The sequence below is a fragment of the Chitinilyticum litopenaei DSM 21440 genome, assembly GCF_000428145.1.
Taxonomy (GTDB): domain Bacteria; phylum Pseudomonadota; class Gammaproteobacteria; order Burkholderiales; family Chitinibacteraceae; genus Chitinilyticum; species Chitinilyticum litopenaei.
In genome coordinates this window covers 1-16,010 of record NZ_ATZJ01000012.1, presented here as the reverse complement: position 1 = coordinate 16,010, position 16,010 = coordinate 1, and the positions used below count along the sequence as shown (strand labels likewise).

General features: G+C 62.6%; 15 protein-coding genes. 14 read left to right on the top strand and 1 reads right to left on the bottom strand.

Annotation, left to right across the window (positions count from 1 at the left end; translation table 11 throughout):
- Positions 1-159 precede the first annotated feature (159 nt).
- The 11 genes from C515_RS0106355 to C515_RS24340 all read left to right on the top strand — a co-directional run bounded on the left by C515_RS0106355 (position 160) and on the right by C515_RS24340 (position 10,184).
- On the top strand, positions 160-828 hold the full coding sequence (locus C515_RS0106355; RefSeq protein WP_028454852.1) for a phosphoglycolate phosphatase: 669 nt from the start codon (positions 160-162) through the stop codon (positions 826-828).
- Between the two features lie 180 nt (positions 829-1,008).
- Positions 1,009-3,111 (top strand): methyl-accepting chemotaxis protein, encoded by a 2,103-nt coding sequence (locus tag C515_RS24770; RefSeq protein ID WP_144290370.1) that lies wholly within the window; start codon positions 1,009-1,011, stop codon positions 3,109-3,111.
- A 106-nt stretch (positions 3,112-3,217) separates the two neighbouring features.
- A complete protein-coding gene (locus C515_RS0106345) occupies positions 3,218-3,679 on the top strand; it encodes a hypothetical protein (RefSeq protein ID WP_028454851.1) in 462 nt (153 codons plus the stop codon).
- A gap of 169 nt (positions 3,680-3,848) precedes the next feature.
- Complete coding sequence (gene trpE, locus C515_RS0106340; protein ID WP_043648423.1) at positions 3,849-5,318, top strand: anthranilate synthase component I; 1,470 nt, start codon at positions 3,849-3,851, stop codon at positions 5,316-5,318.
- Positions 5,311-5,724: a GxxExxY protein gene (locus C515_RS22990; protein ID WP_081686792.1), complete on the top strand. Its 414-nt coding sequence runs from the start codon at positions 5,311-5,313 to the stop codon at positions 5,722-5,724. The genes trpE and C515_RS22990 overlap by 8 nt, the downstream gene beginning before the upstream one ends.
- Positions 5,725-5,774: 50 nt before the next feature.
- Complete coding sequence (locus C515_RS0106330) at positions 5,775-6,344, top strand: aminodeoxychorismate/anthranilate synthase component II (RefSeq protein ID WP_028454849.1); 570 nt, start codon at positions 5,775-5,777, stop codon at positions 6,342-6,344.
- A 202-nt stretch (positions 6,345-6,546) separates the two neighbouring features.
- Positions 6,547-7,002, top strand: a complete 456-nt coding sequence (locus C515_RS19850) for a lysozyme inhibitor LprI family protein (protein WP_051304694.1) — start codon at positions 6,547-6,549, stop codon at positions 7,000-7,002.
- An 8-nt stretch (positions 7,003-7,010) separates the two neighbouring features.
- Positions 7,011-7,553 carry a VOC family protein gene (locus tag C515_RS0106320; protein ID WP_028454848.1) on the top strand — a complete coding sequence of 181 codons (543 nt, stop codon included), beginning with the start codon at positions 7,011-7,013 and terminating at the stop codon, positions 7,551-7,553.
- Between the two features lie 30 nt (positions 7,554-7,583).
- On the top strand, positions 7,584-8,612 hold the full coding sequence (gene trpD / locus C515_RS0106315) for an anthranilate phosphoribosyltransferase (RefSeq protein ID WP_028454847.1): 1,029 nt from the start codon (positions 7,584-7,586) through the stop codon (positions 8,610-8,612).
- A 284-nt stretch (positions 8,613-8,896) separates the two neighbouring features.
- The gene (locus tag C515_RS0106310; protein WP_028454846.1) at positions 8,897-9,826 is read left to right on the top strand and encodes a restriction endonuclease; all 930 of its coding nucleotides are present in this window, start codon (positions 8,897-8,899) and stop codon (positions 9,824-9,826) included.
- Complete coding sequence (locus C515_RS24340; RefSeq protein WP_245574994.1) at positions 9,813-10,184, top strand: DUF1294 domain-containing protein; 372 nt, start codon at positions 9,813-9,815, stop codon at positions 10,182-10,184. The genes C515_RS0106310 and C515_RS24340 overlap by 14 nt, the downstream gene beginning before the upstream one ends.
- A 683-nt stretch (positions 10,185-10,867) precedes the next feature.
- Here the strand turns inward: C515_RS24340 and C515_RS0106300 are convergent.
- On the bottom strand, positions 10,868-11,440 hold the full coding sequence (locus tag C515_RS0106300; protein ID WP_028454845.1) for an NUDIX domain-containing protein: 573 nt from the start codon (positions 11,438-11,440) through the stop codon (positions 10,868-10,870).
- A 348-nt stretch (positions 11,441-11,788) separates the two neighbouring features.
- Here C515_RS0106300 and hemP point away from each other — a divergent pair, with 348 nt between their 5' ends.
- From hemP to C515_RS0106285, 3 genes are all read left to right on the top strand, one after another.
- Positions 11,789-11,926 carry a hemin uptake protein HemP gene (gene hemP / locus C515_RS22985; protein ID WP_081686791.1) on the top strand — a complete coding sequence of 46 codons (138 nt, stop codon included), beginning with the start codon at positions 11,789-11,791 and terminating at the stop codon, positions 11,924-11,926.
- 124 nt (positions 11,927-12,050) lie between these two features.
- On the top strand, positions 12,051-14,210 hold the full coding sequence (locus C515_RS19840) for a TonB-dependent hemoglobin/transferrin/lactoferrin family receptor (RefSeq protein ID WP_081686790.1): 2,160 nt from the start codon (positions 12,051-12,053) through the stop codon (positions 14,208-14,210).
- Positions 14,211-14,498: 288 nt separating this feature from the next.
- On the top strand, positions 14,499-15,566 hold the full coding sequence (locus tag C515_RS0106285; RefSeq protein WP_028454844.1) for a hemin-degrading factor: 1,068 nt from the start codon (positions 14,499-14,501) through the stop codon (positions 15,564-15,566).
- Positions 15,567-16,010: the final 444 nt, after the last annotated feature.

The window sequence follows — 16,010 nt, the reverse complement described above, 5'->3', positions numbered from 1 at the left end:
AAGCCAGCCCAGGCCCAAGCAGCCGCAGCCTCTGCTGCGGCTTTTTCATTACCGAATCAAGGCAGCACAAACCGAAACCCCGGCCACGCCACCCCGGGTCGCTGCCTGTTTTACACTGCCCGTTTGCGCCGCCGCGCGACACAGCCCAAGGAGACCGCCATGACCATCACCGCCTTCGCCTTCGATCTGGACGGCACACTCGTCGATTCCATTCACGACCTGGCCCGCGCCGCCAATGCGATGCGCGCCGAGCTGGGCCTGCCCGCGCTGGATTCCGCCACGGTGGAGGGCTATGTCGGCGACGGCTCGGCCAGCCTGGTGGCGCGCACGCTGGCCGACGACCACGCGGCGGAGTACACCGGCACCGCCGAGCAGCACAAGGCGATGGCGCTCTTCAACGCGCATTACCTCGCCGGCCTCACCATCGCCACCAAATTCTACCCGCGCGTGCAGGAAGTGCTGCATACGCTGCACGAGCGCGGCGTGCCGCTGGCCATTGTCACCAACAAGCCCGAGCGCTTCACGCTGCCGCTCTTGCGCGAAATGGGCGTGTTCGAGCATTTCGACGTGATCGTCGGCGGCGACACCGCCAGCGACAAGAAACCGGCCGCCGCGCCCATCCTGCTGGCCGCCGAAAAGCTCGGCGTCCCCGTTGACCAGTTGCTGATGGTGGGCGACTCGCAGAACGACATCCTCGCCGCGCGCGCTGCCGGCTGCCCGGTGGTGGCGGTGAGCTACGGCTATGGCGAGGATGCGGGCGCGCTGGGCGCCGATTCGGTGATCCACGATTTCCGCGAGCTGCTGGAGTTTCTCGGGGATGAGCGCTGAGCGCAATGCGGGCGTGCGGCCTGAGCCACGCCTGCCCACCAGTCCAGGGAAGCACCCCATAAATTACAAACCAGCAATAGAAAAGCAACAAAAACCCTACACCAAGCCGTTTACACACCAAGGCTTTGCATGAGCCATGTGCTAGGGTGGGATGGCACATGGCAATCAGGAGCCACAACGATGGGCGTATGGAACAGATTCTTTGGCGGCCAGTCCGCACTCTTGCAGAACGACTCTAGCGGACAATCGCACGCCCTTGAACGATTGCAGGACCTGAGCGGGCAGGTCGCCGCCATCGACCGGGTGATGGCGGTCATCGAATTCGAGCTTGACGGCACGATACGCACGGCAAACGACAACTTCCTCACCACGGTCGCGTATACGCTTGAAGAAGTCCGGGGCCGGCATCACCGGATGTTTGTCGATCCGGAGCAGGCCCAGAGCCATGAATACCGGCAGTTCTGGGAGCGGCTCGCACGTGGCGACTGCGATAGCGGGCAATACCGGCGCATCGGCAAGGACGGGCGGGAGATCTGGCTGCAGGCGTCCTACAACCCGATTTTCGACGCCAGCGGCAAGCCCGTCAAAGTGGTCAAGTACGCCACCGACATCAGCGAACAGAAAAAACGCAACGCCGATTTCGAAGGCCAGCTCGCCGCCATCGGCAAGGCCATGGCCGTGATCGAGTTCAAGCTGGACGGCACGATACTCGCCGCCAACGACAATTTCCTGAAAACGGTGGGCTACACGCTGGCCGAGGTACTGGGCCAGCACCATCGCCTGTTTGTCGAGCCCGCCTACGCGCAGAGCCACGAATACCGCCAGTTCTGGGAAAAACTGGCGCGCGGCGAATACGATGCCGGCCAGTACCGGCGCCTTGGCAAGGGCGGGCGCGAAATCTGGATCCAGGCATCCTACAACCCGATCTTCGACGCCAGCGGCAAACCCTGCAAAGTGGTCAAGTACGCCACCGACATCACCGAGCAGAAAAGGCGCAACGCCGATTTCGAAGGGCAGCTGGCCGCCATCGGCAAGGCCATGGCCGTGATCGAATTCGGGCTCGACGGCACGATCCTCACCGCCAACGCCAATTTCCTGACCACACTGGGCTACACACTGGCCGAGGTGCAGGGCCAGCACCACCGCCTGTTCGTCGATCCGGTCGAAGCGCAGGGCCAGCAATACCGTCAGTTCTGGGACAAGCTGGCGCGCGGCGAATACGACGCCGGCCAGTACCGCCGCATCGGCAAGGGCGGTCGCGAAGTCTGGATCCAGGCCTCGTACAACCCCATCCTTGACGCCAACGGCAAGCCGTTCAAGGTCGTGAAGTACGCCAGCGATGTCACCGAACAGGTGCGCGCCGCCAAGGCCATGCAGCAGGCGGTCGAGCAAACCCAGTCCGTGGTCGCCGCGACCAGGGAGGGCGACCTGACCCGCCGCATCCCGCTGGCGGGCAAGACCGGCGCCATTGAAACGCTGTGCTCAGGCGTGAATTCGCTGATCGAAAACATGCACGACATCCTCACTCAGATCAAGAACAGCAGCGACGCCGTATCCACCGCGGCCAGCGAAATCGCCGCCGGGAACAGGGACCTGAGCCAGCGCACCGAAACGCAGGCTGCGAGCCTTGAGGAAACGGCCAGCAGCATGGAAGAGCTGACCAGCACGGTAAAGCAGAACGCCGAAAACGCCCAACATGGCAGCCGGCTGGCGAAAGCCTCGTCCGATATTGCCGTGCAGGGCGGCCACGTGGTCGATTCCACCGTGGCGACGATGGCGCAGATCCGCGATGCCTCGCGGCGGATCGCCGAAATCATCGGCGTGATCGACGGCATCGCCTTCCAGACCAATATCCTGGCGCTCAACGCCGCCGTCGAAGCCGCCCGGGCGGGGGAACAGGGGCGCGGTTTTGCCGTGGTGGCCGCCGAGGTTCGCAATCTGGCGCAACGCTCGGCCAGCGCGGCCAAGGAAATCAAGGGGCTGATTTCGGACAGCGTGAGCCGGGTCGAAAAAGGCACCGAGCTGGCCAACCGGGCAGGCGCGACGATGACCGAAATCATCCGCAGCATCGAGCAGGTGACGGCGATCATGGCGGAAATCAGCGCCGCCAGCATCGAGCAATCGGCCGGCATCGAGCAGATCAACCAGGCCATCACGCAGATGGACGAAGTCACCCAGCACAATGCCGCGCTGGTGGAAGAAGCCTCCGCGTCGGCCCACCTGCTCGAAGAGCAGGCAAGCCAGATGGGCGCCATCGTCAACCGCTTCAGGCTGGCCGACTAGCAGCCCTTCAAGCGGCTGATTCCGGCGCTGTGAGCCGGGCCACACCCCGCCGGCAGGCATGCCGGGTTTTCGCCATGATGGGAAACCTGCCCTGCCGGAGGAAACCATGCCTGCCCGCCTATTTGCCGCCTTGCTGCTTGCCTTGCCGCCCACGCTTGCTGCCGCACCAGTGCTCGGTCGCGATGAGGCGTGCAAGCTGGCCATAGCTGAGTTGCTGGCTACTCCCGGCTTCGTCGACACGAAGAAAACCTCGCGCTGCAACTTGCCAGAACACTGCACTGCAGATCTGCAGATTTACCATGACACCACGACGGTCATGCTGGAGCTTGATCCGACCTCGCATGGCATGCGACTGGTGCGCAGCGGCTGCAAGGATGGCGGCAAAATGAATGATGCCGACCCCCAGCGCTGGATCGCGCGCTACAGCGAACGCCGCTACTGGGACGTCACCGTCTATTTTGGCGGTGCCGGCTACGCGTCCCGCATCCTGGCCGACACCGGCGAGCCGATTATCGATCACCCCGATTGCAGCGCCCCTGCCGAAGAACAACATTGGCCCGCACCTTGAATTGACGCTGCAGCGCCCAGCCTGCACAATGCCCGGACCTGATTCATTGCTACGGTTTTTCCCCTACATCATGGCTATCCGCACTCCCCAGAGACTCGATTGGCGATGGCGTCGTTCGTAAGAGCAACCGCCTTCTTTTGCATCTAAAGTCCCTCTGTCGGAGACATCCATGCTGACCCGCGCCGAATTCGACGCCCTGGCGCAACAGGGCTATAACCGCATCCCGCTTGTACTCGAACTGTTTGCCGATCTGGATACGCCGCTGTCGGTGTACCTGAAGCTGGCCAACCGCCCGTATTCCTATCTGCTGGAATCGGTGGTCGGTGGCGAGCGCTTCGGCCGCTACTCCTTCATCGGCCTGCCGGCCCGCACCCGCCTGAAAGTCGTCGGCCAGACCACCGAACTGATCATCGACGACCGGGTGGTGGAAACCCACAGCGACAACCCGCTCGACGTGATCGCCGCCTACCAGGCGCGCTTCAATGCGCCATCCCTACCGGGCATGCCGCGTTTTCTCGGCGGGCTGGTCGGCTATTTCGGCTATGAAACCATCCGCTACGTGGAAAAGAAGCTGGCGGCCTGCCCCAAGCCCGATCCGATCGGCGCGCCGGACATTCAATTGCTGCTGTCCGAAGAACTGGCGGTGGTCGACAACCTCAGCGGCAAGCTATACCTGGTCGTGTATGCCGACCCGGCCGTTGCTGGCAGTTACGAAGCGGCCAATACCCGCCTTGCCGAACTGCGGATGACCTTGCGCGAGCCGGTGCAGATCCCGCTGTCGCGCCCGGCCAGGGCCGTTTCGACGCCGGTCTCGGAGTTCGGCGAACAGCCTTTCAAGGATGCGGTACTCAAGGCCAAGGACTACATCCGCGATGGCGACATCATGCAGGTGGTGCTGGCGCAACGCATGACCGCACCGTTTGCCGAGTCGCCGCTGGCGCTGTACCGCGCGCTGCGCTCGGTCAACCCCTCGCCCTACATGTTCTTCTACGACTTCGGCGACATGCACATCGTCGGCGCCTCGCCGGAGATCCTGGTGCGCCTCGAAGGCGACGCGATCACCGTGCGCCCGATTGCCGGCACCCGCCCGCGCGGCAAGACCCGCGAGCAGGACATCGCGCTGGCCGAAGAGCTGCTGGCCGACGAGAAGGAAATCGCCGAGCACGTGATGCTGATCGACCTGGGCCGCAACGACGCCGGTCGGGTCGCGCAAACCGGATCGGTGAAGCTGCTCGACAAGATGATCATCGAGCGTTATTCGCACGTGATGCACATCGTGTCGTCGGTGGAAGGCAAGAAGCTCGCCGACAAGAACGCCATGGATGTCTTGAAGGCCACCTTCCCCGCCGGCACCGTGTCCGGCGCGCCGAAGGTGCGCGCGATGGAAATCATCGACGAGCTGGAGCCGACCAAGCGCGGCGTGTATTCCGGCGCCGTCGGCTATCTGGGCTTCAATGGCGACATGGACGTGGCGATCGCGCTGCGCACGGCGGTCGTGAAGAACGACACGCTGTTCATGCAGGCCGGCGCCGGCATCGTGGCGGACTCGGTGCCCGAGAGCGAATGGCAGGAAACGCTGAACAAGGCCCGCGCCGTACTGCGCGCCGCGGAACTGGTTCAACACGGTCTGGATGCCTGATTTTTTAAAAAGCATGAACCACAGAGACACAGAGGGGCACAGAGACTCACTGAGTGAAATAGTGATTGGTTCAGCAATCGAAGTGCATCGCCATCTCGGTGCTGGTCTGCTGGAATCAGCCTATGAAGAATGCCTCTGCTGGGAATTGCAACAGCGCGGTGTGCCGGTTCAACGGCAGCATCCATTACCTGTCAATTACAAAGGACAGCAACTGGATTGCGGATATCGAATTGATTTGCTGGTGGCAAACCGGCTGGTCGTGGAATTGAAAGCAGTCGAACAGCTTCTTCCAATCCATGAAGCTCAAATTCTCAGTTACTTGCGCCTCGGTGGCTTTGACACCGGATTACTGGTCAATTTCCACACCACCTTACTGAAGAACGGCATCAGACGATTCAAACTCTAGGGTTTTCTCTGTGATCTCTGTGCCTCTGTGGTGAAATAGGGGTTTTAACAATGCTTTTGATGATCGACAACTACGACTCGTTCACTTACAACCTGGTGCAGTACTTCGGCGAGCTGGGCCAGGATGTGCACGTGCACCGCAACGACGAAATCACCATCGCGGAAATCGAGGCCAAGCAGCCCAAATACCTGGTGGTGTCGCCCGGCCCCTGCTCGCCCGCCGAGGCCGGCATCTCGGTCGCCGCGATCAGGCATTTCGCCGGCAAGCTGCCCATCATGGGCGTGTGCCTGGGCCACCAGGCCATCGGCGAAGCCTTTGGCGGACATATAGTGCACGCCAAGACACTGATGCACGGCAAGGTATCCCCCGTGGAACATAACGATTTCGGCATGTTCAAGGGCATACCCAACCCGGTTACCGTTACCCGCTACCACTCGCTGGCCATCGAGCGCGCATCGCTGCCCGACTGCCTGGAAGTGACCGCGTGGACGGCAGATGGTGAAATCATGGGCGTGCGCCACAAGACGCTGCCCATCGAAGGCGTGCAGTTCCACCCGGAATCCATCCTGACCGAACACGGCCACCGGATGCTCGACAACTTCCTCAAGGAATTTGCCTGACCGCCCAAGGCCGCCGCGTGCGGCCTTTTCCTTGGCGCGCGACAAGGCAAAGCGAAAGCAAAACCCAAATGAACCACAGAGACACAGAGGCACAGAGAAAGCAAAACCCGAGGAATAGCTTTGATTTCTCCCGCAGTTTCTCTGTGCCTCTGTGTCTCTGCGGTAAACCGGTTTTCGCCCCACTCCGGAAATCACCCTGCCGATGAAAACCGCCCTCACCCTGCTGCTGGCGCTACTTGCCGGAGGCGCACTGGCCGACGACGGCAACGCGCGGCGCAGCGCCGAGCGCGAGCATGTGCAGACACTGCTGCTCGCGCAGCCGAGCGCGGATGCACAATGCGGCCAGCAGGCGGGCAACCAGGCCGAGCTGAAAGCCTGCCTGGCCCGGCTGCTGCTTCAGGGGGAGCAGGACAGGCTGAATGCCGAAGCCGCCGCGCTCGCCGCGATGAAACAACTGGACCGCGTTCTGCAGCGCCAGCACGCCACGCCCGCGCTGCAAAAGGACATCAAGGCCTATGCCGCCTATCGCAAGGCGCACTGCGCCTGGGTCGCCGCCAGCTACGGCAGCGGCGCAGGCGCCGGCATTGCCGAGGCCGCCTGCCTGATCGACCTGGACCGCGCCCGCGCGCACACCTTTTCCATCTATTACATGCGCTAGGAACAACCATGAGTATTCGACTTGGCGCCATCCGCCAGATTGCCTTCGTCGTGGAAGATATTGATGAAGCCATGCGACACTGGACCCAGGTCATCGGGGTCGGCCCCTTTTTCATCAAACGGCAAATTACCCTGGCTGATTTCGTTTACCGTGGCGAGCCCTCGCAATCACCCACCATCAGCATTGCGCTGGCCAATTCGGGTGAGCTGCAAATCGAGCTGATCCAGCAGCACGACCACACACCCAGCCTCTATCTGGAATTTTTGCAACAGGGTAAACGCGGTCTGCAGCATGTGTCCTCGTGGCTCAGCCGTGCCGACATGGAGCGAAAGAAATCCCAATTACTGGCAGAAGGCATGCGGATCGCCCAGCAGGGAACCATTGCCGCCAGTGGCGTACGCCTGATCTATCTGGACACCGAAACCGCAGATGGCCCCGTTTTTGAACTGGCGGATCTCGACGAACCCGAACATCACCCGCGTCTGCACCGTATCCGCGATGCAGGCACGAACTGGAACGGCCAGAACCCTGTCATCGAAGTCAATCAATAACGCGTCAATCAAATTAATACGGACCTCATCATGATCACCATCCAAGCCGCGCTCAACCGCCTGATCGACAACAACGAGCTGTTCTACGACGAAATGCTGCACCTGATGCGCCAGATCATGTCCGGCGACATGCAGCCCACGCAGATCGCCGCGCTGTTGATGGGCCTGCGCACCAAAGTGGAAAGCGTTTCCGAGATCGCCGCCTCGGCCACCGTGATGCGCGAATTCGCCACCCAGGTCGCCGTCAAGGATCGCAGCCACCTGATCGACACCTGCGGCACCGGCGGCGATGGCGCGCACACCTTCAACATCTCGACCACCTGTGCCTTTGTCGCCGCCGCCGCCGGCGCCAAGGTCGCCAAGCACGGCGGGCGCTCGGTGTCCTCGAGTTCCGGCAGCGCCGACGTGCTGGAAGCGCTGGGCGTAAACCTCAACCTGACGCCCGACCAGGTCGGCCAGTGCATTGACCAGATCGGCGTCGGCTTCATGTTCGCGCCCAACTTCCACAGCGCGATGAAATACGTCGCCCCGGTGCGCCGTGAACTGGGCGTGCGCACCATCTTCAACATCCTCGGCCCCTTGACCAACCCGGCCGGCGCCGACAACCAGCTGATGGGCGTCTTCCACCCCGATCTGGTCGGCATCCAGGCGCGCGTGCTGAAGCAGCTGGGCAGCACGCACGTGATGATCGTGCACGGCCGCGACGGGCTGGATGAAATCAGCCTGATGGACAAGACGCTGGTGGCGGAGCTGAAGGACGGCGACATCACCGAATACGAACTCGACCCGCGCGACTTTGGTTTTGCCTTCTGCGACGTGAAGGACCTGCACGCCGGTGACGCCCAGCAATCCAAGGCAGTGATCGAACAGGTGCTCGACAACGTCGCCGGCCCGGCGCGCGACATCGTGCTGCTCAACGCCGGTGCGGCGATTTACACCGCCAACAAGGCGGTGACACTGGAAGACGGCATCAACGCCGCGCACGAGGCACTCGCCAGCGGCGCGGCGAAGGCCAAGCTCGCCGAGCTGGTGGCGCTGACGCAGCAGCTGGCGGGGTAATCCGGGCTTCACCACAGAGGCACAGAGAAGGTCAAAAACCTCAACGCAGAGGCGCAAAGACGCAGAGAAGGCGTAGCTTGGGTTGCGCGCCGCCCGACTTGCAAACGGCCTCTTGCCGAAGGTTACAAAGCCTCATTATTGATTCGGCCCTCAGAAGTTTGAATATCCGTAGGAGCGAGCTTGCTCGCGAAGCCTTGCTGATCGCGAGCAAGCTCGCTCCTACAAGTGAAAGCATCAGAGGGTTGCATCAATAATCCAAGTCACCAATCCGATAAGCCACAGTCATGCCCATACCCGACTACCAGACCATCATGTTGCCACTCTTGCAACTGGCAGCCGATCAGAAAGAACATCGCTTTCGTGACGCCATTGAGCACCTCAGTACCCTGTTTGAGCTGACAGAAGCTGAACGAGCTGAAATGCTGCCAAGTGGTGCAGCCCCATTGTTTGCGAACCGGGTTGGCTGGGCACGCTTTTATCTGAAGCAGGCAGGACTCCTGGAAAGCCCGCGACGGGGTCAGTTCAAAATTACTGCGGATGGAATGGGGCTACTGATCAAGTCGCCCGCAAAAATCACGCTGGCGGTGCTGGAGCAGTATCCTGCTTTTGTAGAAAGCCGATCACGCAAAAACCCCAGCAACGAGAGCAAAGATGCAAGCCCCAGTCATGCTGCCAATGCGCTGATGCTTGAGGAAACCACCCCCGAAGACCAGTTGGCCGATGCCTATCGGCGCATTCGTGCTGAGCTGGAAAACGAGCTGCTTGAACAAATCAAGGCCTCTTCCCCGGCCTTCTTCGAGCAACTGGTAGTAGACCTGCTGGTTCGAATGGGTTATGGCGGCTCCCGGCAAGACGCCGGCCGCGCCGTTGGTCGCAGCGGCGATGGCGGCATCGACGGCATCATCAAGGAAGACAAGCTTGGTCTTGACTTGATTTATCTGCAAGCCAAGCGCTGGGAGGGCACCGTTGGCAGACCGGAAATCCAGAAGTTTGCCGGCGCACTGCAAGGCCACCGCGCCAACAAGGGCGTATTCATCACGACCAGCAGCTATACCAGGGAAGCGCTGGAGTATGTTGAGCTCATCAACACCAAGATCATTCTGATCGATGGCAATCAACTGACCCGGCTGATGTTTGAGCACGGAGTTGGCGTCTCAACGGTTGGCGTCTACGAGTTGAAGCAAATTGACTCGGATTATTTTGAAAGCATCTAAATTCACATCGAGTTTCGACCTGATCGACTGCCTGACGCTGGCGCTGCTGCCGGTTCTGGCCGCCCTCATCCTGCGCAGCAGCCACGCCCTGCCGCTGGCGCTGGCCTGCCTGGCATTCAGCGCCATCGCCTTTGCCGCCTACGGGCTGGACAAGGCGCGGGCGCAAAGCGGATCGTGGCGAATTACCGAGGCTACGCTGCATGGCTGGGCGCTGCTGGGCGGCTGGCCGGGCGCATGGCTGGCGCAGCGCGTGTTTCGGCACAAGACCCGCAAGGCCGGCTTTCGTGGCGTGTTTCTGGCGACGCTGCTGCTCAATCTGGCCGGGCTGCTGGCACTCACGCAAAAGCTGGCGGCGTGATCGGCAGCACCTTGACCACAGAGGCACAGAGAAGCTCAAAAACCGCAGCGGAACAACCACACTGAGCCAGGCGCTTGCGCAACACAAGCAGCGGACTCAGGCACATGCATACGCTGCGTCATTGGTAGCGCCGCGTACTGATCCGGCAATATGCGCCAAAAAATGCCAGCCGCAGCACAGTCACACGGAGCCAGATTGCCGAGGAGGAACGGCACCTGAATAAGCAGCCAGGGAAGCAACCCGGCGTCGAGTCACCGAACCGCCTTTTCCAACAGGCATGAATCAGCCCCCACCAGACTGCGGTACTCCCCTCTTGTCGAATCCCCCCGCTTGCTTCTGGAGATCGCATGCGCAGCAAATTCATGGCGCTGCTTTTGCTGGTTTTTCTGCCACAGGCGCCCATGCTCTTGACTCGGCCAGAAGTTCCGAATCAGGCGTGCATGCCGCAATGCGTAGCCTGGGCTAGATGCCATTCTGTGCACGCGGTGCGGTCGTTGAACATGCGCCACGCCGGGGCGAGCCATTTCTTTACGTGCTCACGTTTCGCCTTGCTGTTCGGCAAGGGTCTTCCAGTTGACACACGCCCTATATAAATGGGTATAGCTACGCAGCCTTTTATAATAAAAGGCCACAAATCCATACCCATGACGGTAAACATCAGGCCAGCCAATCGGCCGCCCCGCTCAGGTGCTAGTTGCCAGTTTTTGCTGCAGCCAGAAAATCCCGGCGACCGTCTTGCCGTCGGTGATCGAGCCATCGAGCACGCCGGCGACCAGCTCCTCCAGCGTCATGGCGATGCATTCGACGAATTCGCCTTCATCGAGCTGCGCGGCGCCGGCCTGCAGGCCCTGCGCGAGGAAGACGTGGATTTCCTCGTTGGTGTAGCTGATCAGCGGGTGGATCACGCCCAGCTGCTCCCAGCGCGCGGCGCTGTAGCCGGTTTCTTCCAGCAGTTCGCGCCGTCCGCAGGCTTCGGCGCCCTCGCCTTCATCCAGCTTGCCGGCCGGGAATTCGATGAACACGCGGTGCAGCGGGTAGCGGTATTGCCGCTCCATCAGGATGCGCCCGTCGGGCAGCACCGGCAGGATCATCACCGCGCCGGGATGGACGACGTATTCGCGCGTGGCGAGCGACTCGTCGGGCAGGCGCACGGTGTCGCGGTTGATGTGCAGCAGCTTGCCGTCAAACACGCGCGCGGATTCGACGGGCAGTTCGGCAAGATGCGGATTGGCAGAGGGAGAGTGGGCAGTGTTCATGATCGGCAGGGGCAAAAAGAAGCAGTGTAACCGCTGCGTGCAGCGCCGGGTTTGACGCTGGCGCGGCGCATGGCCTCGCCTGTGGCTGACTGGGCTTGTCCTGATGGGCAGAACGCTTCAATCCAATCCCGCCCACCCTCAGAGACGCACTGACGCAGAAAGCACAGGCGATCTGGCCGGCCTCAACGCTGGGCCGGTGCTGCGGGTTTGTCTTTCCTGTGTGCTTCGGTGCCCAATGCGGTGTCTGCATGTGCTGGCCAGCCTTGCCCAGCAAAATCGTTGCCGCACTATTGATATTGAGAACGCTTATCAGTTAATATTGAGGGCATGGACACGAGAAACACCACCATGAAGCCTGATGCACAACTGCCGGCCCTCTCCAGCCGGCAGTTGCTGCAAGGGCAGCGCCAGATCGTGATCGAGCATCGCGGCGAGCGCTATATCCTGCGCGTAACCAGCCAGGGCAAGCTGATCCTGACCAAGTAAGCCACCAGACCCGATTCAAGCCACACCCAGCACGCCAGCCAGTCCCGCCTTCTTGGCGTGGTAGCCAGCCGCAACGCGTCCCCCTTGGACGCCTCCCGCTACCACCAGCCAGAGAAGGACCGGAATGAAAGCCGTACCGCATTGCCTCGCCCTTACCCTGCTCGCTACGGCGATGCAGACCCTGTTCGCCAGTGACGCCAGCACGCTGGTGGCCGCGCAAACGCTGCCCACCGTCGTCGTCACCGCCACGCGCAGCGAAGCCCCGCTCGACACGCTGCCGCCCTCGGTCAGCGCCGTGGGTCGCGAGGAGATGGATGACGGCTTCGTGCGCGATTACACCGATCTGGCCAAGACCGATCCGGACATCGCCATCAGCCGCAACCCGCGCTATGGGCTGTCCAGCGTGAACATCCGCGGCCTGGAGGGCAATCGCGTGCTGATGCTGGTCGACGGCATCCGCCTGCCCGATGCGTTTGCCTTCGGCCCCTACCAGAACAGCGGCCGCGACCTGGTCGACTTCGACAGCCTGAGCGCCATCGAAATCGTCCGCGGCCCGGCGTCCACGCTGTACGGCTCGGATGCGCTGGGCGGCGTGATCGGCCTGCGCACGCTGGAGCCGATGGATCTGCTGCGCGGGCGCGGCAGCTTCGCCGGCCAGGTCGCCGCCGACTACGACAGCAGCGACGACAGCGCCGGCACACGCGCCACGGTCGCCGGCATGACGGGCGACCAGCATTTCTGGCTCGTGCAGGCCGGCATCCGCAGCGGCCACGAGATCGACAACCAGGGCGAAAACAGCAGCCAGTCCGCCGCGCGCACCGCGCCGAACCCGCAGGACTACAAGACGACCAGTGCACTCGCAAAGCTGCGCACGCTGCTCGACGGCGGCCACACGCTGGGCGTGAGCGCCGACTTTTTCCGGCGCGACACCGACGCCATCCTCTACACCGACCTCGGCAACCCGATGACGCCGACGGTGCGCGACAGCCGCGCCGCAGACGAAACCCGCCGCTGGCGCGTTTCCGGCGAATACGACTATGCCGCGCCAGCCGCGGGCGGCGTGATCGACAGCGCCAGCGTGCGCGTTTACGCACAGCAGGAAGACACGACGCAGAAAACCCTGCAGACCAGAACGAACGCGCCGAACTGGAGCCGCGTTTCCGAATACAGCCAGGACCAGTTGGGCCTCTCCGCGCAGGCCGGCAAGCAGTTGCAGAGCGGCACCGTTAATCACGCGCTGCTTGTCGGCGCGGAAATCCTGCGCTCGGACCTCACCCAGTTCCGCAGCGGCACGCCGGCCAGCAGCACACTCGATGTGCGCGACGTGCCGAAAACCGGCACGACGCAATGGGGCGTGTTCGCGCAGGACGAAATGCGTTTCGGCCAGAGCGGCTTCACGCTGACGCCGGGGCTGCGCTACGACCATTACGAACTGGCGCCGCACACCGATGCCGCCTTCGACAAGCAGGGCGGCCGCGCGGTCGGCCTGTCCGACGGCAAGCTCTCGCCCAAGCTGCTGGCCAGCTGGCAGGCGAACCCGGCACTGACACTGTTCGCCCAGTACAGCCACGGCTTTCGCGCGCCCAACGCCATGGAGCTCAATGGCAGCTACATCAACTACGCCATGGGCTACGGCGCGGTCGCCAATCCGGACCTCAAGCCCGAGACCAGTCGCGGCGTCGAGCTGGGCGCGCGCTTTGGCGGCCAGCAAGCCGGCGGCAGCGTGACGGTGTTCGACAACCGTTATAAGGACTTCATCGAGCAGGTTTCGATCAACTGCCCCGGCAGCCCGGCCTGCGTGCCAGGCGCGGCGCTGATCTATCAGTCGCAAAACCAGGCGAAGGTGCGCATCTACGGCGCCGAAGCGCGCGGCCACTGGGAATTCGCGCCGGGCTGGCGCAGCTGGGCCAGCGTCGCCTACGCCGTCGGCGAGAACGAAAGCACTGGCGAGTGGCTCGACAGCGTCGCGCCGCTGAAGGGCGCGCTGGGGCTGGAATACCGCCAGGTCGCCTGGGGCAGCGCACTGACGCTGAGCGCCGCCGACCGCCACCACCGCGTGTCGGACGACAGCTACTTCAAGGCGCCGGGCTACGGCGTGCTCGACCTCACCGCGTGGTGGGAGCCGGTGAAGGACGTGCGCATCAATGCCGGCGTGTTCAACCTCGCCGACAGGAAATACTGGCTGGCCAGCGATGTGGTCGGCGTACCGGCCAACAGCAGCACCGTCGACCGCTACAGCCAGCCCGGCCGCAATGCGCGCGTGAACGTGCGCTGGAGTTTCTGAGCGCGATCTTCACACCTGCTGATGGCCGGGGCAGCCCGGCAAACACCGAAAGCCATTTACCACAGAGAAACAGAGAAACCTGACTAGAAACCCTTCTCAGCAAACCACAAAAACCTATTGAACCACAGAGACACAGAGGGCACAGAGGAAGCAAAACCCTGAGAATTGCCTGGACGTGCTCCGGCTTTTCTCTGTGTTCTCTGTGCCTCTGTGGTGGCTTTGGGTTTTGGCTGACGATCTAGCCCATCAGCGCGTCGCTTGTTTTTCATATCACCAACAGGATTCAGCATGAACGCCATCCCCTCCGCCGAACTCATCCGCCAGCTGCAGGCCAGCCACGCCGCGCTGCGCGAACGGGAACCGAAGCTGCGCGCGCGCGACGTGGCCCGCCGCCTGGCCATCAGCGAGGCCGAGCTGGTCGCCGCCGGCTGCGGCGTCGACAGCATCGCGCTCGCCGGCACGCCGCAAGCCTTGTTCCGCGACCTGCCCGGCTTTGGCCGCGTGATGGTGCTCACGCGCAACGACTGGTGCGTGCACGAGCGCCACGGCGAATACGAAGAGGTCGAGGCCGAGAAGGCCATCGGCCTGGTGCTGGGCAGCGATATCGACCTGCGGCTCTTCTTCAATTACTGGCACAGCGCCTTTGCCGTGACCGAGCGCGGCGGCGATGGCGAGAAGGGCGAGCGGCGCAGCATCCAGTTCTTCGCCGCAGACGGCGAAGCGGTACACAAGGTATATCTCACCAGCCAAAGCAATGAAAGCCATTGGGACACATACATTGCCACCCATAAGGCGGCGGAACACAAGCTGCCCCGAGTAGCCCCCTACCCGGCCGACAGCGCGGCGCGCCACGCCGCAGCGCCCACCGCCTTGCGGGACGCCTGGCTGGCGCTCACCGACACGCACGGCTTTTTTCCCATGCTGCGCAAGTTCGACATCCAGCGCCTGGGCGCGCTCGAAGCCGTCGGTGCCGATCTGGCGCAGCAGGTCGCCAGCGATGCGGTTCAGACCTTGCTGAACTCGGCGGCGGCGCAAGCACTGCCCATCATGTGCTTCGTCGGCAGCCGCGGCGTCGTGCAGATCCACTCCGGCCCGGTGAAAAAGCTCCTGCGCACCGGCCCGTGGTTCAACGTGCTCGACCCGGATTTCAACCTGCACCTGAACACCACGGCGATCGCCAGCAGCTGGGTGGTGAACAAGCCAACCAGCGACGGCTGGGTGACGTCGCTGGAGCTGTATGCGGAGTCCGGCGAGCTGATCGTGCAGTTCTTCGGCGTGCGCAAGCCCGGCATCCCGGAAGACCGCGCCTGGCGGGCGCTGCTGGAGGGCCTGTGCGCGACGCCGCTGGCGGCGTGATTGCAGGTCTGCGGCATCGGACGACGACAAATCCCTTGCAAGACAAGAAGAGTTTTAGCGCCTACGGCGCGGGGTTTGCATGCCGGTTCCGCCCGGCGGACGGGTTCATTTCTTTTGCTTCGCCAAAAGAAACGAACCAAAGAAAAGGCGAGCCCGGTCCGCCGCCCCTTCGGGGTTCCCTTGTATCTCGCAGTACTTGGCGGTTAGCTTCCGCCAATCGGGAGAAGGACAGCTTGTGGATTCCCTTAAGGTCCAAACCTTGTATCGCAGATCAAGCCCTTCTCCCACCTCTTCGCCAGCCTGAACACTGAACGGTAGCCAAGGGCCCAGACCCTGCATGCACAAGGCAAGTGGGTGAAGTTGGCAAACGCAATCACTGGAAACAAGCATGATCTATCTCGGTATCGATGTCGCCAAGGCCAAACTGGATTGCGCCCTTCTGCG

Coding starts and splice junctions, on each gene's coding strand:
- C515_RS0106355 (WP_028454852.1), top strand. CDS start 160: ATGACCATCACCGCCTTCGCCTTCGATCTGGACGGCACACTCGTCGAT.
- C515_RS24770 (WP_144290370.1), top strand. CDS start 1,009: ATGGGCGTATGGAACAGATTCTTTGGCGGCCAGTCCGCACTCTTGCAG.
- C515_RS0106345 (WP_028454851.1), top strand. CDS start 3,218: ATGCCTGCCCGCCTATTTGCCGCCTTGCTGCTTGCCTTGCCGCCCACG.
- trpE (WP_043648423.1), top strand. CDS start 3,849: ATGCTGACCCGCGCCGAATTCGACGCCCTGGCGCAACAGGGCTATAAC.
- C515_RS22990 (WP_081686792.1), top strand. CDS start 5,311: ATGCCTGATTTTTTAAAAAGCATGAACCACAGAGACACAGAGGGGCAC.
- C515_RS0106330 (WP_028454849.1), top strand. CDS start 5,775: ATGCTTTTGATGATCGACAACTACGACTCGTTCACTTACAACCTGGTG.
- C515_RS19850 (WP_051304694.1), top strand. CDS start 6,547: ATGAAAACCGCCCTCACCCTGCTGCTGGCGCTACTTGCCGGAGGCGCA.
- C515_RS0106320 (WP_028454848.1), top strand. CDS start 7,011: ATGAGTATTCGACTTGGCGCCATCCGCCAGATTGCCTTCGTCGTGGAA.
- trpD (WP_028454847.1), top strand. CDS start 7,584: ATGATCACCATCCAAGCCGCGCTCAACCGCCTGATCGACAACAACGAG.
- C515_RS0106310 (WP_028454846.1), top strand. CDS start 8,897: ATGCCCATACCCGACTACCAGACCATCATGTTGCCACTCTTGCAACTG.
- C515_RS0106300 (WP_028454845.1), bottom strand. CDS start 11,440: ATGAACACTGCCCACTCTCCCTCTGCCAATCCGCATCTTGCCGAACTG.
- hemP (WP_081686791.1), top strand. CDS start 11,789: ATGAAGCCTGATGCACAACTGCCGGCCCTCTCCAGCCGGCAGTTGCTG.
- C515_RS19840 (WP_081686790.1), top strand. CDS start 12,051: ATGAAAGCCGTACCGCATTGCCTCGCCCTTACCCTGCTCGCTACGGCG.
- C515_RS0106285 (WP_028454844.1), top strand. CDS start 14,499: ATGAACGCCATCCCCTCCGCCGAACTCATCCGCCAGCTGCAGGCCAGC.